Raw genomic sequence first — 19,294 nt, 5'->3', positions numbered from 1 at the left:
TGTAACTCATCGTGAAATGCCTTTGCGGGCATTCAGCTCTGCGAGATATTCATACCCCTTCGCCGTAGCACAAATGTCATCGTTGATGGTCACACGGGACGCATCGTACACGCCGAAGTTGCGGATCAGGCAGCTGCCGCCGCCGAGAACATACAGCCTCATCAGCTCCGGATTATACTCGTGCTCACGAAGTCTCTGAAAAATGCCCTCCACATAATCGGTGGCCGTGTCAGTAATGGTTTTCAGATAATCCTCCTTGATGTCTGCCGTACCGAAACGGAACACCCGGTTGATAATCGCCTCATCCACGGTGGTGTGATACGCACGCATGACATTCTCCCGCACAGCCAGCAGGCACTGGTGTGTACCGTATTTCTCCGTAAACATATTCCCGGAAACCGGCTTTTTGTCATTGATGGACATGATATTCATGGTGCCGTTCCCAATATCGCAGATCATGTTTACGCCCCGAAAGTCAGAAAGCCTGTCTGCCACCGCCGCAAAGCCCTGTGGGAACACATCCACGCCTACGATCTCCACATGGTAGGAGACATTTCGGAACGAGAAGTCTACGGCTTTGTTCTGCAAGAGATAGTCCCTGAACTCGTCCCGCTGACCACTGACCCAAGTAAGAGGAAGACCTGCCGCAATTCTGATTTTGCCGCAGGTCATTTTTCGGATATTCAGTTCCCGCGCGATGGCCGCAAGCGCCAGCACATAGTAGTCCAAATCCCGCGTCTTATCCGCAAGGAACTCCTTGTGCCCTTCACCGATCAGGTAGAACTTGCTTTCATAGGCAAGCAGATTCTCCTTGAACACCGGCTCCTTGTCATAGGCGGAAACGCTTGCCGGGAAGCAGCAGTTTGCGGTTTTGATATTGCCATAGCCGCTGTCGATTCCGATTATGATTACATCGTCGATCATCTTCATAGTATTACCTCCATCAGCGCTCGTGGTCCTTTTCGGGCTTATAGGGGACGGCCTTGATTTCCCCGCCGACCCGAAAGAAGCGCTCCGGATTCTGGAACTGCTTCGTGTAGCGTTCCAGCTGCTCCTTGTTGAGGGAGCCAAAGTACGGCGTGCTGCAATCGCAGATGAAAAAGGGGCCGAAGATAATGTCCATCATCTCCCTGCCTTCTCCGTAGATGGCTCGACAGGGCCGCATGCCGTTGTACTTACCCTCATCGTTGCAGACGATGCAGACCTGCTCTTCAAAGGGATAATAGGGCTCGATCAGCCCGCCGACCACCCTCTGCAAATCGGAAAGCTCCGTCCCGATCTCTGCAACTCTGGCAACCTTGCCCGGTTCACAGAGCACCACTTTGATTTTCTTCTCTTTCAGGGGCTCGGTCATATCCGGGTCAAAATCCACTTCCCGAAAGCCAATACTGTCGCAGAAATGGAAGGTGGATTTTTCCTCGCCTACGACCTCAACCACATCCGAAACGGAAAGGGACCTGCCCCGGTATCCGTCCGGATGGTCAAGGTTGAACATCTGGTACACTTCTTCCAGGGTGCCGCATTCCACCTCGCCCTCAAACACCTTGTCGTAGATCTCGCTGCGAAGCGCGGCAGAGCCCTGAAAGCGCTCCAGATTTTCATAGCTCAAGAAGGCCACATTGTTCTCGTCCCGGTCCGGGTTGATCTGATAAATTGCAATCTTCATGTGCGTTCCCACTCCTTTCTTTCTCTCATAAGTCCTACACGGATTTTCAGCTCGTCATTTACATCTTTTCCATGGGCGGGCGGCTCGTCATAGACCTGATACCTTCCTTGCAGCCCGCCAACAATTCCTTTCACAGCACCTCGTCCGACGGCATCGTTATCCAAATGAAGATGGATTTTGCGGACGGATGGGTGTTCGTCAAGAAATCTGCTCAAGGCCACCGGCACAACATTCTCTCGTTTGGTCTGAAACACACCGGCTAAAGACAAACAGGTTTCACTTTTCCAGTCGCGCCCGGCAAGCAGCGCCAAGGTTGCGAAGCTCAGCAGGTCAATGGCGGATTCAAATACATGAATGTGCTCCGCATTCGGCTTTCCCTCCAAGAAAAAAGAGAAGCGTTTGTCGCTGCCGGTCAGTTCCCCTTTGTAGCTGCTGACGGTGCTGCGCAGAGCGCCATATCTCGCTTTGCCGTCCTTGTCATGCCCGACAAACACCGCATTGTGGTAATCTGCCGACTCAAAGAGCAGCCTGTTATCCAGGCAATAGCGGATAATAACCGGGTGAATCCCTCGACTATAAAGATATTTCTCCACCTGTTCTGTCGTTTCGGACAGCTCCGGCATCAGCAAATTCGTATGCTTTCGTTCCTTCTGGCGATAGAAAACGGGAGGCTTTTCTGCCTCCCGTCCGAGAATAATTTCTGCTGCCTGCATAAAAGGGATGCCCTTCACCTTGATGAGATAGTCCAGCGCTGATCTGCCGCCAATGCCCTGTGAGAACCAGCACCACTTGCCATTGCTGATTCGCAGGGAATCGTGTTCTCTGGTGCAATAGGTGTTTCCGGATACATGGACGAGCTCCTGCGGTTCATAATTGCGGAGGTAAGTCAAAAGGTCCATTTCCTTGGCCTTGGCAACATCCTCCGCGGCAATATAGCTCATAGGGCATCACCTCGCTTCACGACGGTCTCTCAGAAAATCGGCCCGGATGACCGCATTGGCTCGGCACTCGATGGTGTCACGGATGTTGTCCATGTGGTCGGTCTCTCGCTTTTCAAAGCCCTTGAACACATCCGCAAGGGGACTGGGCGACTTCAGGAGTGCCTTGCACTGCTTATTGGATAAGTCGTATTCCTCCAGCGCCAGCACAATGTCCTCCCGCACCGTGTATTCGTAGCAGTGGTTCAGGATTTCGTCGGGCGGCTGGGAAAGCAGCCACTCCCGGTACTTCTCCTGTTCTGCGAACACCTTCTTGTATAAAGCGGTGTTCAGTTCTTCGTTTGTCATTTTGGTTCCTCCTTCATTTATGTTTTTGGGATAACACGCTCTATAGAAAAAGCCGCTTGATTTCTCTTGGAAACCAAGCGGCTGCGTAAAGATTATTTGGTTTTGGGTCGAAATCAGATCATCCACGTGGAGACAATGTATGTATCAAATACCCGCTCAAAGAGCGTCAGGATTTTCTTCATGATACCTTGCATCTCCTTCTATAATCTCATCCAGCGTTCTCGGCGTGTAATCCATATACGGCATCATGCAACCGACATTGATGAAGTTACCGTTCGGCGTGCCGTAACCGGTAGAGTTCGCCTTTACCTCACGGCGCAGCTTTGCGATATACTCATATTCAATCGTCTGATGGACATGCCCGTAGAGCATGAACGCTGTCGAAGCGAAGCTGGCACGGAAGAAGGGAATCGGATAATGACACATCACAACATGCTTGCCGCTGTCCTTGATTTCCTTCAAGTTCGTAATTTCTTGGAACATACGCTTTGTGGCAGCGCTGAATTGCTTGGGATCGTGATTGCCCCGTATCAGCACCTTGTTGCCGCCAAGCAAACCGACAATGGACGGCCACTCGCTTTCTTTTGCCCAGATGAAATCGCCAAGAATGTATACCGTGTCATCGCTGCGTACTCTGGCGTTCCAGTTTTCTATGAGCTTGTTATTCATCTCATTGACATCCGCAAACGGTCTGTTATCAAACCGCAGAATATTTTCATGTCCGATATGCAGATCGGAAATATAAAAATTTGCCAATTGCTCACCTCATTTCATTACCTTGATAATCAGCTCATTCACATCCTCTGTCGGCTTTCCGGCAGAAAGAAGCTTATTGCGAAAAGTAAGAAGCGCTTCCCGCATCAGCCGCACCTCGTCAAGGGACAACTCAACAATTCGTTTCTCTGCTTTATGGCGAAACATTTACAGCACCTCGATTCCTTTCTGTGTTTATTGTATCCTCAAATGCTCGCCACCGCAATTGTGCAAATTCGATTTTATCTTTCCCTATCACTTGAAGTGCGCTGCGGCTCCTCCTCACCTCGCTCACCGTCCACGATCTCATTTTCCGTCTTATCCAGGTTTAGCAGGGCGTTCAGCTCGTTCAGGCGGGCGGTTTTCGCTGCAAGTTCTTCCTCCTGGGGGAATGGCTTCTGTACCTCAGCCTTTGCGTTTTCAAGCTGAACCCGGGTGTTCTCCAGCTGCTCGGCACACGCTGCCATTCGTTCCTCAAAAGAACTGAGGGAGTTTTCCAGTCGCTGAATGTTGCCGTAGATGTCCGCACCCAGCGTGACAGTGTGCCGCAGCTGATGAATCAGTGTGATCTTATATTCTCGGCTGAAGGTGTCGAAGGACAGCTCCATATCGAAGCCTCTGTACTGGCCGATGGGAATCGGGTCGGGGCTTGTCATGGACTTGCAAAGCCCGAGAATAGCATCGCCGGCAGCCTTCTTTTCCCTTACCGTGCCGCCCGGCATAAACATCGGAGAGAAGCCGTCCTCGTTGGGCTCGGTATTTCTTTTTCGCTGGTCAATATCCGCCCGATAGCCCTCAATGCGCTGCTCCAACGATTTGATTTTCTGCGGAAACTCCTTCAGGATTTGATCCTCCAGCGAATAGCGTTGGCTCAGATGGTTGGCCTTGAGCAGCTTCAGACGGGACACATCAATGTCCAGATCCATCTTCTCCTTGATGTGGGGATTGCCGGCGCACAGCGCCTTGATTTCCGCATAGCTCAGGGCGGTTTCGTCAATGTCCTCCGCAGAGCGCACCGGGGATTTGCTGGTCATGATCTGCCCAATGAACTTCTGCTTGGATTCTACCAACTGATACAGGTAGCTGTCGAAGGTGTTCTCCGTGACATAGGTGTAAATATCGACCTCCTTGTTTTCGTTGCCCTGGCGGATGATTCGTCCTTCCCGCTGCTGCAGGTCAGACGGTCGCCACGGACAATCCAAATGATGAAGTGCCGCAAGCTTCGTCTGCACATTGGTGCCGGCTCCCATTTTCTGCGTAGAGCCGATGAGCACCCGCACCTGACCAGAGCGCACCTTGCCAAACAACTCTTTCTTTTGCGCCTCGGAGTTTGCCGTATGGATATAGGCGATTTCCTCTGCCGGAACGCCCTTGGCAATCAGCTTGTTTCGGAGATCATCGTACACATTGAACTTGCCGTCGCCGTGGGGCGTAGACAAGTCGCAGAATACCATCTGTGTCGATTTCCGATCGGCGGTGCGCTGCCAAATATCAAAAACATTCTCCGCACACGCGCCCACCTTACTTGTCTCGCTGTCGGGGAGCATATCGTTCATGAGCCGCTGATCCAAGGCAAGTTTTCTGCCGTCATTGGTGATGAGGAGCATGTTGTCCACGCTGGAATCCACCATCTTATTGCGGACACGCTCGGCTCGTTCCGAAAGAGAGGCCACCATTTCCTTTTGCGTTTCCGATGGCTTCAAGACAACGCTGTGGTAATGGGCCTCCGGAACAGGGAGTTTGAGCATATCGGCTGTCTGAATATCTGCGGTCTCCTTGAACATTGCCATGAGCTCCGGTAGATTATAGAACTTGGCAAATCTCGTTTTGGCGCGGTAGCCCGTGCCCTCCGGAGAGAGCTCGATGGCTGTCACCGTCTCACCGAAGGTGGAGGCCCAGGCATCGAAGTGGAGAAGGTCATTCCTGCGCAGCGCTCCGTACTGGAGATACTTCTGCATGGTGTACATCTCCACCATGCTGTTGGAGATGGGTGTGCCGGTGGCAAACACAACGCCTCTGCCGCCGGTCAGCTCGTCCAGATACCGGCACTTCATATACAGGTCGCTGGACTTCATGGCCTCAGTTTGGCTGATGCCGCCCACATTCCGCATTTTTGTAAATGCGGCGAGGTTTTTATAGTAATGCGCCTCATCGATGAAGATACGGTCAACGCCCAGCTCTTCAAAGGTCACAACATCATCCTTGCGGGACTGATCGTTGAGCTTGTCCAGCTTCTGCTTGACCGTTTTTTTGGTTCGCTCCAGCTGCTTGATGGAGAAATTATCCCCACGATTTTTCTTCAATTCAGAAATGCCGTCCAGCACTTCATCCAGCTGTTGCTGCAGGATAGCACGCTGTCGTTCCAGGGACATGGGGATCTTTTCAAATTGGCTGTGCCCAATGATGACCGCATCGTAGTCGCCGGTGGCAATGCGCCCGCAGAACTTCTTGCGGTTCTTGGTCTCGAAGTCCTTCTTGGTGGCGACAAGAATATTGGCGGAGGGATAGAGCTGGAGGTATTCGCTCGCCCATTGCTCTGTCAGGTGATTGGGAACCACGAACAGGCTTTTTTGACACAATCCCAGCCGTTTGCTCTCCTGCGCAGCCGCTACCATCTCGAATGTTTTCCCGGCCCCCACCACATGCGCAAGCAAGGTGTTACCGCCGTAGAGGATATGGGCAATGGCATTGACCTGATGCGGCCTCAGCGTGATCTCCGGATTGATTCCCACGAAATTCAGGTGGCTGCCGTCATACTCACGGGGGCGAATGCTGTTGAACTTCTCGTTATACAGCTTGGTTAGCTGCTCCCGGCGTTCTGGATCGCTCCATATCCAGTCTGCAAAGGCCTGCTTAATAAGCTCCTGCTTGCCCTGTGCGATGGCGGTTTCTTTCTTGTTGAGCACAGCCGTTTTCCTACCGTTTCCGTCCTCGATGTAGTCGAAGATTCTCACATCACGAAGGTTCAGGGTTTCCTCCATGATCTTATAGCCGTTGACTCTGCCGGTGCCGTAGGCGTTGTGGGCTTTTACATTGCTGCGGTCATAGGATTTTCCCTCCACATTCCATTCGCCGGTGTACTGTGCGTAGTGAACATGGATGTTCCACTGGCAGTAGCGTGGGGTGCTGAACAGTTCAAACATGAACTCCTCAATGATTTCCGGAGGCAGCCATGTTGCGCCCAACCTTACGGAAATCTCACTTGCCGTCAGGTCAACCGGCTGCACCGCCTCAAGAGCACGGACATTCTCTCCGTAATCCTCGGGGTAGAGCTCCGCACTCTGCTTTGCCCAACGGAGCTTTTCACGGACATTGCCGGAGAGATATTCATCGGCAGGGAGATACTTCGGCTTGCCGTCCTCTTCGCTTATGTGCATGGGGTTGAGGAAAATAACACCCTTCAAATCCTCGAACAGCTCCTGCTCGGTTTTGCCGGTGAGCTTTGACATATACGGCATATCGATTCTTGCTTTTTCTGCAAGGGACAGCGCATAGGCCTCGGAAGCCGTGTCAACCGATTGCACCGTTACCTTCTGCTTGATGGTTCGTTTGGAGAACATATCTGCCTTGCGGAGGAAGTTGCCCTCATCATCCAGCACCTCCAGCGAGGCAAGCAGGCAGTAGGAGCTGTCGGAATTGAAAGCCGAATTGTTGGCTCTTGCGCTGATAAGCCCATATTTTTTGCTGAAATCATCATAGAGACGATTGAGCTTTTCCTGCTCTGCCTTGATATCGGCATCGGGATAGTCCTCCGTCTGGTACTCAATCAGCGTCCGGACACAATCTCGGATAGCAATCATGCCCTTGATACGGCTCTCGGCGGTTGCAGAAACATCCACGGGATTCATGCGGCTGTTTTCACGGTAATAGATTTTACCGTCCACCACCGTGAAGCTGAAATTGCGTACATCAGGGTCAGCGGGAATAGAAAGGTCCTCATCCTCCGCTTCAAGATCGTCGATTTCAAATTCAGTAATCTCGGCATGAATGTTCTGGATGGCATCCCGCAAGAGGTCCCCAAGCTCTGCATTTTCATAAGCAATACAGGCGGACTCCATGCCGTGAGGCCCGCTGACCATCTGCATGTCGCCCAACACCATTTCAGGGTTGTCCACAAAATAGGCGTTCATCCGGATGCCATTGGCATCGGTGGCCAGATGCACCCAATCGGGCTCAATATCCACCAATCGGTCACGCTTTTGGAGGAAGATAATGTCCGATGTGACCTCTGTGCCGGCAGCAGCCTTGAAGGTATCATTCGGCAGCCGGATAGCGCCGAGCAAGTCGGCTCTCTGCGCGATATACTTTCGAACATTGGGATTTTCCTTATCCAGCGTACCCTTTGAGGTAATGAAGGCGATCACGCCGCCGGGTCTCACCTTATCCAAAGTGCGGGCGAAGAAATAGTCGTGAATGAGAAAGTTGTGCTTATCGTAGCGTTTGTCGGGCACCTTGAACTGCCCGAAGGGGACATTGCCGATTGCAGCGTCAAAGAAGCTGTCGGGAAGGTTTGTATTCTCGAAGCCCTGCACTGCGATGCTGTTTTTCTGATAAAGCTGCTGCGCAATTCGCCCGGAAATACTGTCAAGCTCCACGCCGTAGAATTTCGTGTCATACATGCTTTCGGGAACAAGCCCCATAAAGTTGCCGATGCCGCAGGAGGGCTCCAGCACATTGCCGGTCTGAAAGTGCATGTTCTCCAGGGCACTGTACACCGCCTTGATCACCACGGGCGGCGTATAGAAGGCCGTCAGCGTGGATTCTCTTGCCGACGCATATTCCTCATCGGAAAGCACATCCTTCAGCTCGGCATAATGGGGATTGTCCTCCTTGAAGAACTCAGAGAGACCGCCCCAACCTACATAGTCGGCAAGTACGCGCTGCTCGGTAGGGGGCGCCAACCGGTTTTCCGCATCCAGCTTATTCAGAAGCTGAATGGCACGGATATTGTGATAGAACCGTTCCAGCGGCGTGCCCACGCCGATATCATCGCTCTCGATTTGGAAGTTGGTTCGGTACTCGGTGTTGATCTCCGGGTGCAGCACATGAGGCGCGATCTTGGAAGGCCTTTTCACTTGTAGAGGCGGGGCGAGCGATTCTTTCCGGTCATCCAGCAAGGCCTCCGCATTGGGGTAGGTCACGACCTCGCCGTCTTTGACGGTGCTGATGGGCAGAGCATCCAATTCTTCGTCCGTTAGGCTCTCAATTTTGGAATCGTCTTCTGCCAAATCTTCCGTTTCTCTGAATACCCGTGTGCCGTCCGCACCAAACTCCGCCTCATATCGGTCAGTCTCTCGCGCTGCTTCCCGGTCTGCCTCTAAAGATAGAATATCCTCGTGAATCTTCAGGAGGTTTTCCGGCGTGAACTCGATATAATCGCAGTCCATCTCATAGTCATTTTCAGCTTCCATGAAGAACGGAGTATTGATGTCCGCAAGGAACTGATCCGACATTTCTTCAAGGTTATTTCGGAAGTCGGCGGCGTTTTCCGGATGGCTGGCAATGTCATACTGCTCAACAAGCTCTTCAAAAACAGAGAAATCAAGATCGCCGGAAACATACTGTCCGCCTGCATCTGCATCGGGATTGAAGTAGATCCAGTGAACCTTGTTGCTGCCGGTGTCAAGGGATATTCTCGCCTTCGTATTGTCTGCGACAGGGGGTTCTTCCACGACTTGCAGCAGCTTGTCATTCAGCGGATTTTCTTTGAGCCGGTTATCGAACTCCTCACGAGACAGCTCTTTGTTAAACAGCGGGAACTGTGTATCAAAGAGGACGACCTTCTTCTCGTCAAAAGACAGCAGCTCGTATTCCTGCGTGCCGATATAGACCGTATCACCGAGATGATAGCGGTATTCCTTCCGGGGTTCCGGTGGAGGGTTCAGCTCATCGTAGGTCGGTTCAAGGGACTTCGCCACATCGCTGTTCAACGCTTCCAACATAGCCTCGCATCGTGCGGTCAGGTGGGTGTTGTCCGCAATGATCGCATTCATCGCTTCGCGCATCATGGGGAGGATGAAGTCGCCCGCCGCAATACGGGCGTGCATTTTCTTATCGCCCACGCTGAACGCACTCCAGCAGCTTGAGAGATAGTACAGATTCAATGCTTTGCTTTCCTCACCAAGCTGCGTCACGAAGTCATTGTAATCATAGACAATCGACCGGAACTCATCAGAGATTTCACATCGTTCCTTACGCACCTCTGCCTGCTCCCGGTAGGCGGGATAGTCGTCCTTTTCGGCCTGGCTCAGATAGCGGTCGGCACGGATCAATTCCCCGATCCGCTTCTCGACCTTATTCCACCGCAAAAGCAATTCTGCATCGGGCTGAGAGATTCTGCCTCTGCTGATTTTGATTCCTTTAGCGTCGTGGCTTTCATCGAGATTTCTGCCGGAAATTGCAGGATACGCGCCGCCGGTGCCATATTCGTTTTTCAAAAAGGTGATATTGTTCTCGGAAGAATCCTGTTTGAGAAACTGCTCATAGATACGGAATTTGCCTTGATGGATGCCGCTGCCCCGCGTCAGAATGGCGTCGATGTCCTCCTGAGAAATAGCAAAAGCGGAGGATTTTTCTTCCTCCGCTTCTGCGATAATTTCCTGCTGCTGTTCAACTGTGGGGAGGGTTACGCGTAGATCAGGTCGTTCAGAATCACTTCCTCCGCCGAGTGACGAATGGAGTTCATCATCTGCACCCACTGCATCTGATCCTCTGCCTTCAGCTGCTCCGTCACTCCGTTCAGCGCCTTCATCTGCTCGGTCAGGTCGTCCAGCATCTTCTGCGCCTGCCGGTCCACCTCCTCCAGATGGCCGTTCAGTGTTCCGTTCAGCAGCATCCCGGTGTAGATCCCATCCCGGTGCTCGCGGAGGAATGTCCGCCGCAGCATTCCATACTTCCCAAGCTTCGGGCTCTCCGGCACGGTCAGATCGGGAATCAGATAATCCCCCTGCATCGTATAGGCCAGTTCCATATTCGTTGCTCCTTTCCTTGTTTTCTGTTCGGTTCTTATGATACGCAGAAGAACCGGTCTGCGCAAATGTGCGAATCTTCCGCTTTTCCTCCTTCTCCATCTCCTTGACGGTTTCGCCCATTTCACGGATGACCATCTCAGAAATATCGCTGACTGCGGCACCGAGCACGGAGATAACCTCCACGGTGTTGAAGTCAAAGAGGTGGCTGAAATCCTCCCGATCAAAATACTGCCTCGGCTCATACCCCGCACGGGAGAGTGCCATAAAAGCGACGCTGCTTTTCAGCGTGGTTTTCAGCCACGCTTCAAGGCTTGCGTCGTCCAGCTCCTCCAGAAAGCTGCCGGCTTTGACAGCGTTCAGCTCCATGAGATAATCTGAAAGATTATCCTCCACGGCATAACCGGAAATATCCATGAGAAGGTGCGGGAAATCTCGCGGCTCCTCCACATCGCCGAAGCTGGCCTGAAGGCTTTCCGATACCGCATATTCGTACTCCGGTTTCATCTGCCAAAGGGTGATGTTCCTTCCGGCGCGGCTGTTGGTGTCGGAGATATCAAAGACATGTCTCAGCTTGTAGGGAACATCTCTGTCGATCAGCAGCGCGATGCCTTTCGTGCCCTTGTTTACCCATCTGCCGAGTTTATTCCATGTGTCGATTTCCGCACACGCCGTTGCATCCGGCTTCTGCGCATGGATGAGCAGCTGCTCCTTAAAGCTGTACTTGTAGTTGTTTGCCGCCGTAATCAGAAAATTGGTATATCGGTCGGCATTGGAGGCGATATCCCTGGCAGTCTGGGACGCCATCTCCAAAATGATTCTGTATTTGCTCGGCATGGGAACTCCCTCCTTATCTTACTTTGATCGTGACCTCAACGGTCTGCTCACTCTCTCCGAGGATCGATGCAAATAGAAGCCCGGTTCTGGCGTTGGATACCTTCGTCACAAGCTCATTTAACCGACAGACGGTGGTATTGATCTCTTTCTGGTTATCTGCGTAATAGTAGCCCGTTTCGTCGCTGCAAATAGGAAAGCCATCCTGCCGCAAGGCGCTGATCTTGCGGCGAATATTTCGTCCGTCAAGCAGAAACAGCTTTTCAAGCTCCTTGCTGTGGATGGCATTTTCTTTGCCAATATGATTTTTACGGAGATACTCGCAGATGGCTTTCTTCTTATCCATAGCTTCTCCTTATCTCGCAGGTTCGTGTTCTTTTTTCTTTGGAGCCATTGCCGGAAGCTTTCTGTAAGGATTGTCCTCAACAGAAAGTACTTTTGGCAGTGTATCCAGGTCGTTCAGAAACGCACGGGAAATGGTCTTGCCGTTCTGGTCTCGGTAGAGAACGACGCACAGCGGCACACCGCAGTCCAGCTGATTTTTTAGATCGGTCAGAAAAGCTGTCTCATCCATATATTCGGTGTGTTCGACCACCTTGCCACGAAAGTCCAAATAATCGATTCGCGCTACGGGATTAACCTGCTTTTTCATATCAGTGTGTTGCGCAACAGCCCATTCCGGCAGCTGTGTAAGGTCATTGAAGGAAAGCTCCGAAAGCACTGTATAATTCATCTCCCGCAGCGAATCGAACTGCCGCATACCCAGAATCTTTCCGTCCAAATAAACCCCAATATGGCAATCCTCCAGATTCGCGTAGACCCGCAATGTATGTCCTCTTTCCAGCGTTTTGTGACCCAAGTCAACCTTGCGCAAGTCAGAGAAATTTGCTTTGCACCCAAATTTCCGCATACAGTAACTGTTTAGAAGCTCTCCAGCCTCCAAGAACTGTTCCAATCGATCCAGAGTAAGATAGCTGCAGCCAATAGCTGCGGGCTTGTCGCTTCTCATGCGGATTATGGTATCTTCATAGCCGTCCATACCTGGCCTCAGCAGGAAACGATTGCTGACCTCGCGAATCATTTGAAAGGCCTCAGTAGCATCCCAGCAAGCGGCATTCACCGCCCGTATCGTTTCTTTATTAAAAACACAGATTTCAACCAGCGACTGCGTAGTATCGTAGTGCACCCATTGAATCTTGCCGTCGTTCAGGTCTGGATAAAACACATCTATCTCTTTGCTCGTATCAACGCTCAAATACTTTTCCTCCTTCCCGCGGTGGTTCATCGTGCCTCACCTCGTTCTCTCTGTCGGGTAGGAAAGCTCCAGCCGTACACCTTCCCGATCTCATCGCCAAGCCTGCGGGTGACACGGGCAATATCTGCCCTAGTGGCTGTGCCGTTGTAGATTTTTTCTTTGAGCCGGTCCTTCTGCGCCTGGGAAACATTGTCCTTATATACCCGATAGAGATAGTGGTTTGTACCGTCATGGTGGGTGTCATCGCACCGAAGATCTCCGCTCTTGTCCACATACCATGTGGTGTAGTCGTAATCAGAGTAAAGGCAGTCACGGATATTGCCGCTGGGAATTTCTTTGTATCCCGTGCGCCTGCCATTCCAAAGCCCCAGATCGGCAACAACCAGTATCGGCTGCGAAAGCTGGATGTCCAAATTCAGGCGTTCGTCCTCAAGATAATGCCCATTTTCCTCATACATCATGGCGACGCGCTCGTCCTCGGAAAGCGTCGGATATTCTTCCTCCATCCAGTCTTTCCACTCCTCATAGTCAAGGTCAGCATTGGACCAGATGCGATAATCGTCCTTACTCATCGTGCATCACCTCTGTCCTTCGGCATCACAGGTTTTCCGTCCGCATCGTAATTTCTAGGGTCTGCGGCGGGCACCTGAAAGCCGAACATAGAGCCGGCCTTCATGGCTTCTTCCTGCGCCTTGCTGACGCCGAGCTTTGTGTTGTACTCATTCACGATGCTCCGGGCTTCGTCCTTGTCGGTAACGGGAATGTCCGTCTTGAAGTAGCCCTTTTCACCGCGCTTGATGATAATGATTTCGTCGCTGCCGGAAAGGACGCTGTAGCACTGCTCGGGCAGGTTGTCCCGAATCGGCTCGCAGGTATGGCCGCCGTATTCCATGCGCTCGGCAAACTCGCAAATGTGATAGAGGTTGCTCCCGATCTCCACATGGTAATCGTCGATATACCGGCAGGTGCGAATCTGGTCTTCATTCCACGAATAGTGGATTTTCACCTTGCCGCCATCCGGAATGCGAAACAGCTCCTTGTAATGGCTGTCAATAAAACGGATTCCTTTCTCTGCGTCCTTCAGGTGCTGATCGAGCCAATCCCGGCGATAGCAATAGCAGTATAGGTTGTATTCGCCCCTGTCCGGGTTCAGGCGCAGAAGGTAGGCATACTTTTCGGTATCCACACGAACGCCATAGTAGCCCGGCTCCTCCTGCATCCGGCTTTGGGGTGTGCAATAGCAGTACTTGACAAGCGCCCTACGGTTATGAAGAATGTCGCCTTCCTCACGCAGAGAGTTGATTACCTCGTCAAACTCCGCCTTAAACTCGTCGGTTTTCAGCTCTTCCCGGAAGTCAAACCAACTGCTGAAAAAGCCGTTGCCGTCCGTGTCCATATCAGCCCGGAGGTGGCCGATCAGTCCGGTTTGCATGGAAATTTGCGTGCTCTGACGGAAGGTATATTTGTCCTCCGCCTCGATCATTGCTCTTTTTTCATACTCGATCATCTTGCGTCACCTCTTTCTTTAGTCGGTTTCTTTTCCTTCGCGTGCATCTCTTTCGCTTTCTCCAAGCCCTTCTGCGCCCATTCGGGAAGGCGCTTTTCCTCCATGACACCAAGAAAATCCGTGCGATAAAAAGAGGTCTTTCTCCCGTCGTACAGAGAAATGCAGTAGCAGGTACGGCCTCGCGCATTGGCCTGCGCGCCGAAGCCACCGGTACACAGCATAAGTTGGTGATTGGCGTGGCGGAACTCAGGCCGGAGAATGCTGCCCTTGATGACAACCACCTTGCTCTCGATGGAATCCTCATAGGAAATGGACTTACAACTATTTGTTGTGAGTTCCTCATTCATGCCGACTTCCTGACAGGCTCTCTCGTTTTCCTGAATAATCTCCTCGGCTGCATCCGCTACGCGCTGGCCGAACACCTTTGCAATCTCTGCAAAATCGTCGCTGACCAGCACTCCGGAATAGCGCTCGAAAATGGCGTTGGTCTCTACGAAGCAACACATATACCGTTCATCCTTGTCGGCGTTGGGATTCTCACCCAGCGCAATATCCTTGTGCCCGATATACATGGAATACTTTACGGAGTAATCTCCGATTTTTCTTGTCTCTTCCATAGCGTCTCCTTTTATAAGCGGGGCGGCATCTGTAAAAAGATGCCGCCCCTTGCCGTTTTACTTCCTGTTCTTCAGGCGAAGAACGATCAGCCCTGCGATAATAAACACCACAAGACCGATGCCGATAATGACCTTAGCGTTCATGCTTGCCTACCTCCTTCTTTTTGCGGAAGGTAAAGAAGGCCGCTGCACCTGCACCGATTGCAGAGATACCGGCAAGTGCTGCCCAAAGAGGCATATTGGTGGTATCTCCGGTCTTGGGGATATCCGTAACAGGCTTGAGCTTGTTATGGAACTTGGCAACGACCGTCTTTCCTTCGTGAACGGTTACGGTGACATTTGCGGGAAGCTCATACTTCTCGTTGGCTTTGTTGGACACCTCGGAGATCACATAATCACCTATGCGTAGCCCCTCGATGTGAATCTGACCATTTTCATCGGTCACAAAGTCCTTGCTGAAGGCATTGCCGGTGATATCCGAGCCCTCCACGCGGAAGGTGAAGCCCTTCAGCACACCGTCCTCCGAAGTCTTTTCAATGCGGATGCCTCCGGTCTGTGCCTGGTTGACAAAGCCCTTTCCGGTCTCATTTTCCACGATGACCGTTTTGCCATCTTCCTTAATGGAGAAGCTGTAGGTTTTCTCATCAAGGAAGAAGCCCTTGGGGGCCTCAGTTTCCTTCAGCGTGTAATCGCCGTAGGGCAGATCATCCAGCTTGTAGACGCCGTCGGACAGCTCCTCCATCTGGCCCACAAGCTTTCCGCCACGGTATACCTCAAAGACTGCGCTGCTCAGGTGATGATCGGGATAGTCTTTATCCACCTTGGTCAGCTGAACGCTGCCGCGAATGAGCTTGTTGGTGATCTCGATCTCGATCACAGCGCCGTTCTGATCTACCTTCACAGCATAAGGCGTGTCATCCATTACATAGCCCTCCGGCGCAGCGATTTCACGAACCACATACTCGCCATAGGGGATACCTGTAAAGGAGAAGCTACCGTCCTCTGCGGAAACAGTGGTCAGAATAGGCTCTGTGCCGTCTGTGATGAACAGGCCGATGGTAGCTCCGGCCAGCGACTTGCCGTCCTCATCCTTCTTCATGCCGTGGATCTCTCCGTAGATCATCTCGTTGGTAATGCTCTTTCCGTCATTGACGGCAAGCTCCACCGTGGGAATTTCCTGGCCGGCATAAGCAAAGGTCACAGGGTACTTCTCATCAGAGAGCATATAGTGGCTGTCGGTGCTGATTTCCTTGACATAGTAGCTGCCGAAGGGAACATCGCTCTTGAGCACAGCCTTTCCGTTTTCGTCAAGAGACAGGATCTCAATCAGTCCGTCCGCAGGAATGACAGAGCCGTCTGCTGCAGTAAGCTCCTCGGCGGCATAGAAGCCGAAGGTCACGGCGGAAAGCTCGTTATTCATACCGATACCGAACTGCTTGTTCTGCTCCAGCACCTTGGAAAGAGAAATCCGCGCCTTCTGTCTGTCATTGCAGAAGCTGGCAGCGGTTTCGGTGATCTCAATCTCCTGCCCGGCATAGACAAGCTCTGCGGTATGGGCGTCCTTGTTAATGACCATGCCGTCGGGGGCTTTCATCTCGGTGATTTCGTATTTTCCCAGATACAGCGGCTTGCTCTCCGCCATGCCATCTGCGCCGGTGGTCACCGTATCCACCACCTCGCCGGCACTACAGCGCAGCGTACCATCCGGGGTGTAGATGTCCGCCGCTGCCTTGATCTCATAGGTTGCTCCTGCAAGACCCTGCACCGTATAGACCGGCTGGTAGACCCCGTCCGCCGCCGTGACGGTGGCAAACACCTCGCCGGTTTTGGAAATCTTGATGATGCCCTTCTGCGCGTAGTTGCCAAGCTTCACTGCAACGATTGTCACGCCGCTTTCCTCGGTGGAATTATCTTCGGTCACATCAAACTTGACCGCCTCATGACTGAGCACATAGCCGTAAGGAGCGGAGACCTCCTTGAGGGAGTAGCCCTTGCCAAACTCCAGCTTCTCCGGCGTGATGAGCATGCCGGAGTCATTGGTGTAGAAGGTGTCGATGGTGGTAACCTCCGGATAGGTAAAGGTCATTTCCACCTTGGAGCCATCCGGACGGAAGATCTGGAAGCCCGCACCCGCATAGGGAATGGTATTGCCGGTCTCCGCGTCCACCTTGATGACCTTAATGAAGGACTCGAAGTTAGCGTTGTTGATGAGGTAGCGATAGGTCTCGCCGTCCTTGGCAATGAACACATCAAAGTCGCTCATCAGCTCACGGCCCTCCCAGCCGGAGACCTGATGCACGGTATACACGCCGTAGGGCAGGTCCTTGCTTTGGACAAAGCCGTTTTCATCGCAGGTCAGATAGTCCCGCTCCGTATCCTTTGCCGCCTCATAGCTGCCGGCAGATTTCAGATAGACGGCAAAAATCGCGCCTTCTTCGGGCGTTTCAATTTGTGTGTCGCCGTTGTCGGTGTGCTTGATGATGGCGATATTGCCCTTCTGCACCTGCTCGGCAACAGCCACAGCAGGCGCAGCGTTCAGCTCAACGGTGTAATTGGCCGCCTCTGCACCGACAGGATAAACGGTGCCGTCCAGAAGATAGCCCTCGGAGGGGCTGATCTCACGAATCGTCCAGTCGTCGCCGCAGACATAATAGCCAGTGGTGAACTGGCCGTTCTCGTCGGTGTAGTAAGTATCCACAAGCTGCTCGCCCTTATAGATGCCGTAGGCAGCACCGGCAAGCGAAGCGTCGCCCTGCGCCATTCCGCTCTCACAGTCGCTCTTGGTGACGGTGACATTGAATTTCTTGAGGATGTTGGAAAAGCTCTTATTGGTTACACTGTTCCATTCCACTGCGGCACTCTGGCTGTTGGGAATCACATAGCGAATGGCGGTGTCCATCTCCTCCAGTGTGTAGCCGGTGCCGATGAGCACATCCCGGAAAGTCGCCACACCGTTTTCATCGGTGACGGCGTATTCATCTACAGGAAGGCCGCTAAGGGAGGTTCCAAAAAGGTGGAACTTCACACCCTGGTTCAGTCCGTCCTCGGAGGTCTTGGTCACGGTCAGATCACCGCGGCGGAGTATATTGTTGAAGGAAACCGTCGCCGTCTGCCCGGCGAGCACGGTAACACGGTGGCTTTCCTGGGGTACATACTTGTCGTAGCTCTGTTCAGTGACGGTATAGATACCGGGCATCAGATTGTCGATGTGAATTTCACCGTTTCGGTCGGTGGTAACGCTCTGATTGACGCCCTCGCCGGTGATGGTGAAGGTAATGCCGTCCACCCTGCCGTCCTCGCTGGTCTTGATGATTTTAGCGCCTCCATAGCTGACCTTCAGCTTGACAAATGCCCTTACGGGGTCGCTGACGGAGGCCGTATAGGTGATGGTATCCTGAACGCCGCCGTTGGGGCCGTACTTATAGTCCGTCCAAACAAGAACGCCGCAGCGGGATGCACTTCGACTTGCGGAGATCGTCACATTGCCGGTGGGAGCCGTATCGGTGGTGATAGTGAGCGTATTGCCCGACACGCTGAAATGGAAGCCTGTCTCACTGGCGGAGAAGGTAAACTGTGACAGCACGCGGTTGGTATCCGTGAGCTCGGCAATGTACTGACTGCCATCCCACGCAAGCTCAATGGTCTTTGCGCCGCCGCTGCTTCTGCTCATAAAGCTGGGGCAAACGGCATGGCTCTGCACACTGGACTCGATGCTGTCGTAATAATCCATGATTCGGCTATACAGCGGATGATTGGGGGAAACCAGCGACAGGATCTCATCATAGCCGCCGGTGCTCACATGGTCAAAGTCCGCATCGCGCTCGCCCACAACCGTTTCCCAAACGAGCAGCTGGGTAGCGAAGGCGTGGGCCAGCTTATCCGCATCGGAATCGTTCTGCGATCTCCACGAGGTGGAGAGATTGCCCTGATAGCCATACTGCATGATACGCCCCAGCAGCAGCTTAATATCGTCCGGCTCGATGGTGTTGTTGTACTGGCTGGGATAGTTATCCCAGAAATCCTCACCGAAGCCGTGATAGGTATCGCCGACATTTCGGGATAGGCCGGGCTCGATGCAGTAGCACACCTTCCCGTCGAAGGAATCCATGCAATGCAGGGTAGTATAGTTGCTGGAGCCTGTTGCCCAGCCGTTCATATAGTTTTTCGCGGAGTGTCCCCATGCGTCCTCGGAGTAAATCTGAGCAGCGTCCCCGTCACGGGGGAAGGAAATCATATAGGACTCCGCTGTTTCGCTTGCGGCGAAGGCCGTGGTCGTGCCAAAGCCCGCAAGCACGGTGAATGCCATGAGGACTGCAAGCAGCCCCGACATTCCTCTTTTGAGAATCTTCTTCATTCGTTCTGTCCTCCTTCAAGGCATGAAAAAAGCACCGTGCTTCCACGATGCTCA

14 protein-coding genes and 1 pseudogene are annotated in these 19,294 nt (G+C 52.6%); 1 reads left to right on the top strand and 14 read right to left on the bottom strand.

Annotation, left to right across the window (positions count from 1 at the left end; genetic code table 11):
* Positions 1-6 precede the first annotated feature (6 nt).
* From KQI10_RS08180 to KQI10_RS11720, 8 genes and pseudogenes are all read right to left on the bottom strand, one after another.
* Positions 7-930 carry a ParM/StbA family protein gene (locus KQI10_RS08180; protein ID WP_216566910.1) on the bottom strand — a complete coding sequence of 308 codons (924 nt, stop codon included), beginning with the start codon at positions 928-930 and terminating at the stop codon, positions 7-9.
* Between the two features lie 13 nt (positions 931-943).
* Positions 944-1,666: a YodL domain-containing protein gene (locus KQI10_RS08175; protein WP_216566909.1), complete on the bottom strand. Its 723-nt coding sequence runs from the start codon at positions 1,664-1,666 to the stop codon at positions 944-946.
* Complete coding sequence (locus tag KQI10_RS08170; protein WP_216566908.1) at positions 1,663-2,607, bottom strand: DUF3991 domain-containing protein; 945 nt, start codon at positions 2,605-2,607, stop codon at positions 1,663-1,665. Before KQI10_RS08170 ends, KQI10_RS08175 begins: the two co-directional genes overlap by 4 nt.
* Positions 2,608-2,646: 39 nt before the next feature.
* A pseudogene (locus KQI10_RS08165) lies at positions 2,647-2,952 on the bottom strand (DUF3848 domain-containing protein); the annotation flags it as partial.
* Positions 2,953-3,108: 156 nt separating this feature from the next.
* On the bottom strand, positions 3,109-3,708 hold the full coding sequence (locus KQI10_RS08160) for a metallophosphoesterase family protein (RefSeq protein ID WP_216566906.1): 600 nt from the start codon (positions 3,706-3,708) through the stop codon (positions 3,109-3,111).
* Positions 3,709-3,717: 9 nt separating this feature from the next.
* On the bottom strand, positions 3,718-3,873 hold the full coding sequence (locus KQI10_RS08155) for a hypothetical protein (protein ID WP_216566905.1): 156 nt from the start codon (positions 3,871-3,873) through the stop codon (positions 3,718-3,720).
* Between the two features lie 74 nt (positions 3,874-3,947).
* Positions 3,948-10,403 (bottom strand): DEAD/DEAH box helicase family protein, encoded by a 6,456-nt coding sequence (locus KQI10_RS08150; RefSeq protein WP_371818389.1) that lies wholly within the window; start codon positions 10,401-10,403, stop codon positions 3,948-3,950.
* Positions 10,331-10,675: a TnpV protein gene (locus KQI10_RS11720; protein ID WP_253285214.1), complete on the bottom strand. Its 345-nt coding sequence runs from the start codon at positions 10,673-10,675 to the stop codon at positions 10,331-10,333. Before KQI10_RS11720 ends, KQI10_RS08150 begins: the two co-directional genes overlap by 73 nt.
* Before the next feature lie 562 nt (positions 10,676-11,237).
* Between KQI10_RS11720 and KQI10_RS11715 the strand changes: the two genes are divergently transcribed.
* Complete coding sequence (locus KQI10_RS11715) at positions 11,238-11,537, top strand: hypothetical protein (protein WP_253285213.1); 300 nt, start codon at positions 11,238-11,240, stop codon at positions 11,535-11,537.
* Here the strand turns inward: KQI10_RS11715 and KQI10_RS08145 are convergent.
* The 6 genes from KQI10_RS08145 to KQI10_RS08120 all read right to left on the bottom strand — a co-directional run bounded on the left by KQI10_RS08145 (position 11,524) and on the right by KQI10_RS08120 (position 19,240).
* Positions 11,524-11,853, bottom strand: a complete 330-nt coding sequence (locus KQI10_RS08145) for a hypothetical protein (RefSeq protein ID WP_216566903.1) — start codon at positions 11,851-11,853, stop codon at positions 11,524-11,526. The genes KQI10_RS11715 and KQI10_RS08145 overlap by 14 nt on opposite strands.
* Before the next feature lie 9 nt (positions 11,854-11,862).
* Positions 11,863-12,762, bottom strand: coding sequence for a hypothetical protein (locus tag KQI10_RS08140; RefSeq protein ID WP_216566902.1), 900 nt, complete (start codon positions 12,760-12,762; stop codon positions 11,863-11,865).
* Between the two features lie 26 nt (positions 12,763-12,788).
* Positions 12,789-13,334: a hypothetical protein gene (locus KQI10_RS08135; RefSeq protein WP_216566901.1), complete on the bottom strand. Its 546-nt coding sequence runs from the start codon at positions 13,332-13,334 to the stop codon at positions 12,789-12,791.
* Entirely contained in the window at positions 13,331-14,269 is a 939-nt protein-coding gene (locus KQI10_RS08130; protein WP_216566900.1) for a hypothetical protein, read from the bottom strand. The genes KQI10_RS08135 and KQI10_RS08130 overlap by 4 nt, the downstream gene beginning before the upstream one ends.
* Positions 14,266-14,886: a hypothetical protein gene (locus KQI10_RS08125; RefSeq protein WP_216566899.1), complete on the bottom strand. Its 621-nt coding sequence runs from the start codon at positions 14,884-14,886 to the stop codon at positions 14,266-14,268. The genes KQI10_RS08130 and KQI10_RS08125 overlap by 4 nt, the downstream gene beginning before the upstream one ends.
* Positions 14,887-15,019: 133 nt before the next feature.
* A complete protein-coding gene (locus KQI10_RS08120; protein WP_216566898.1) occupies positions 15,020-19,240 on the bottom strand; it encodes a SpaA isopeptide-forming pilin-related protein in 4,221 nt (1,406 codons plus the stop codon).
* Between the last annotated feature and the right edge of the window lie 54 nt (positions 19,241-19,294).

The organism is Pseudoflavonifractor sp. MSJ-30 (assembly GCF_018918045.1).
Classification (GTDB): Bacteria; Bacillota; Clostridia; order Oscillospirales; family Oscillospiraceae; genus Faecousia.
The sequence above is the reverse complement of the archived record's forward strand: the minus strand, read 5'-3'. Positions and strand labels throughout refer to the sequence as shown.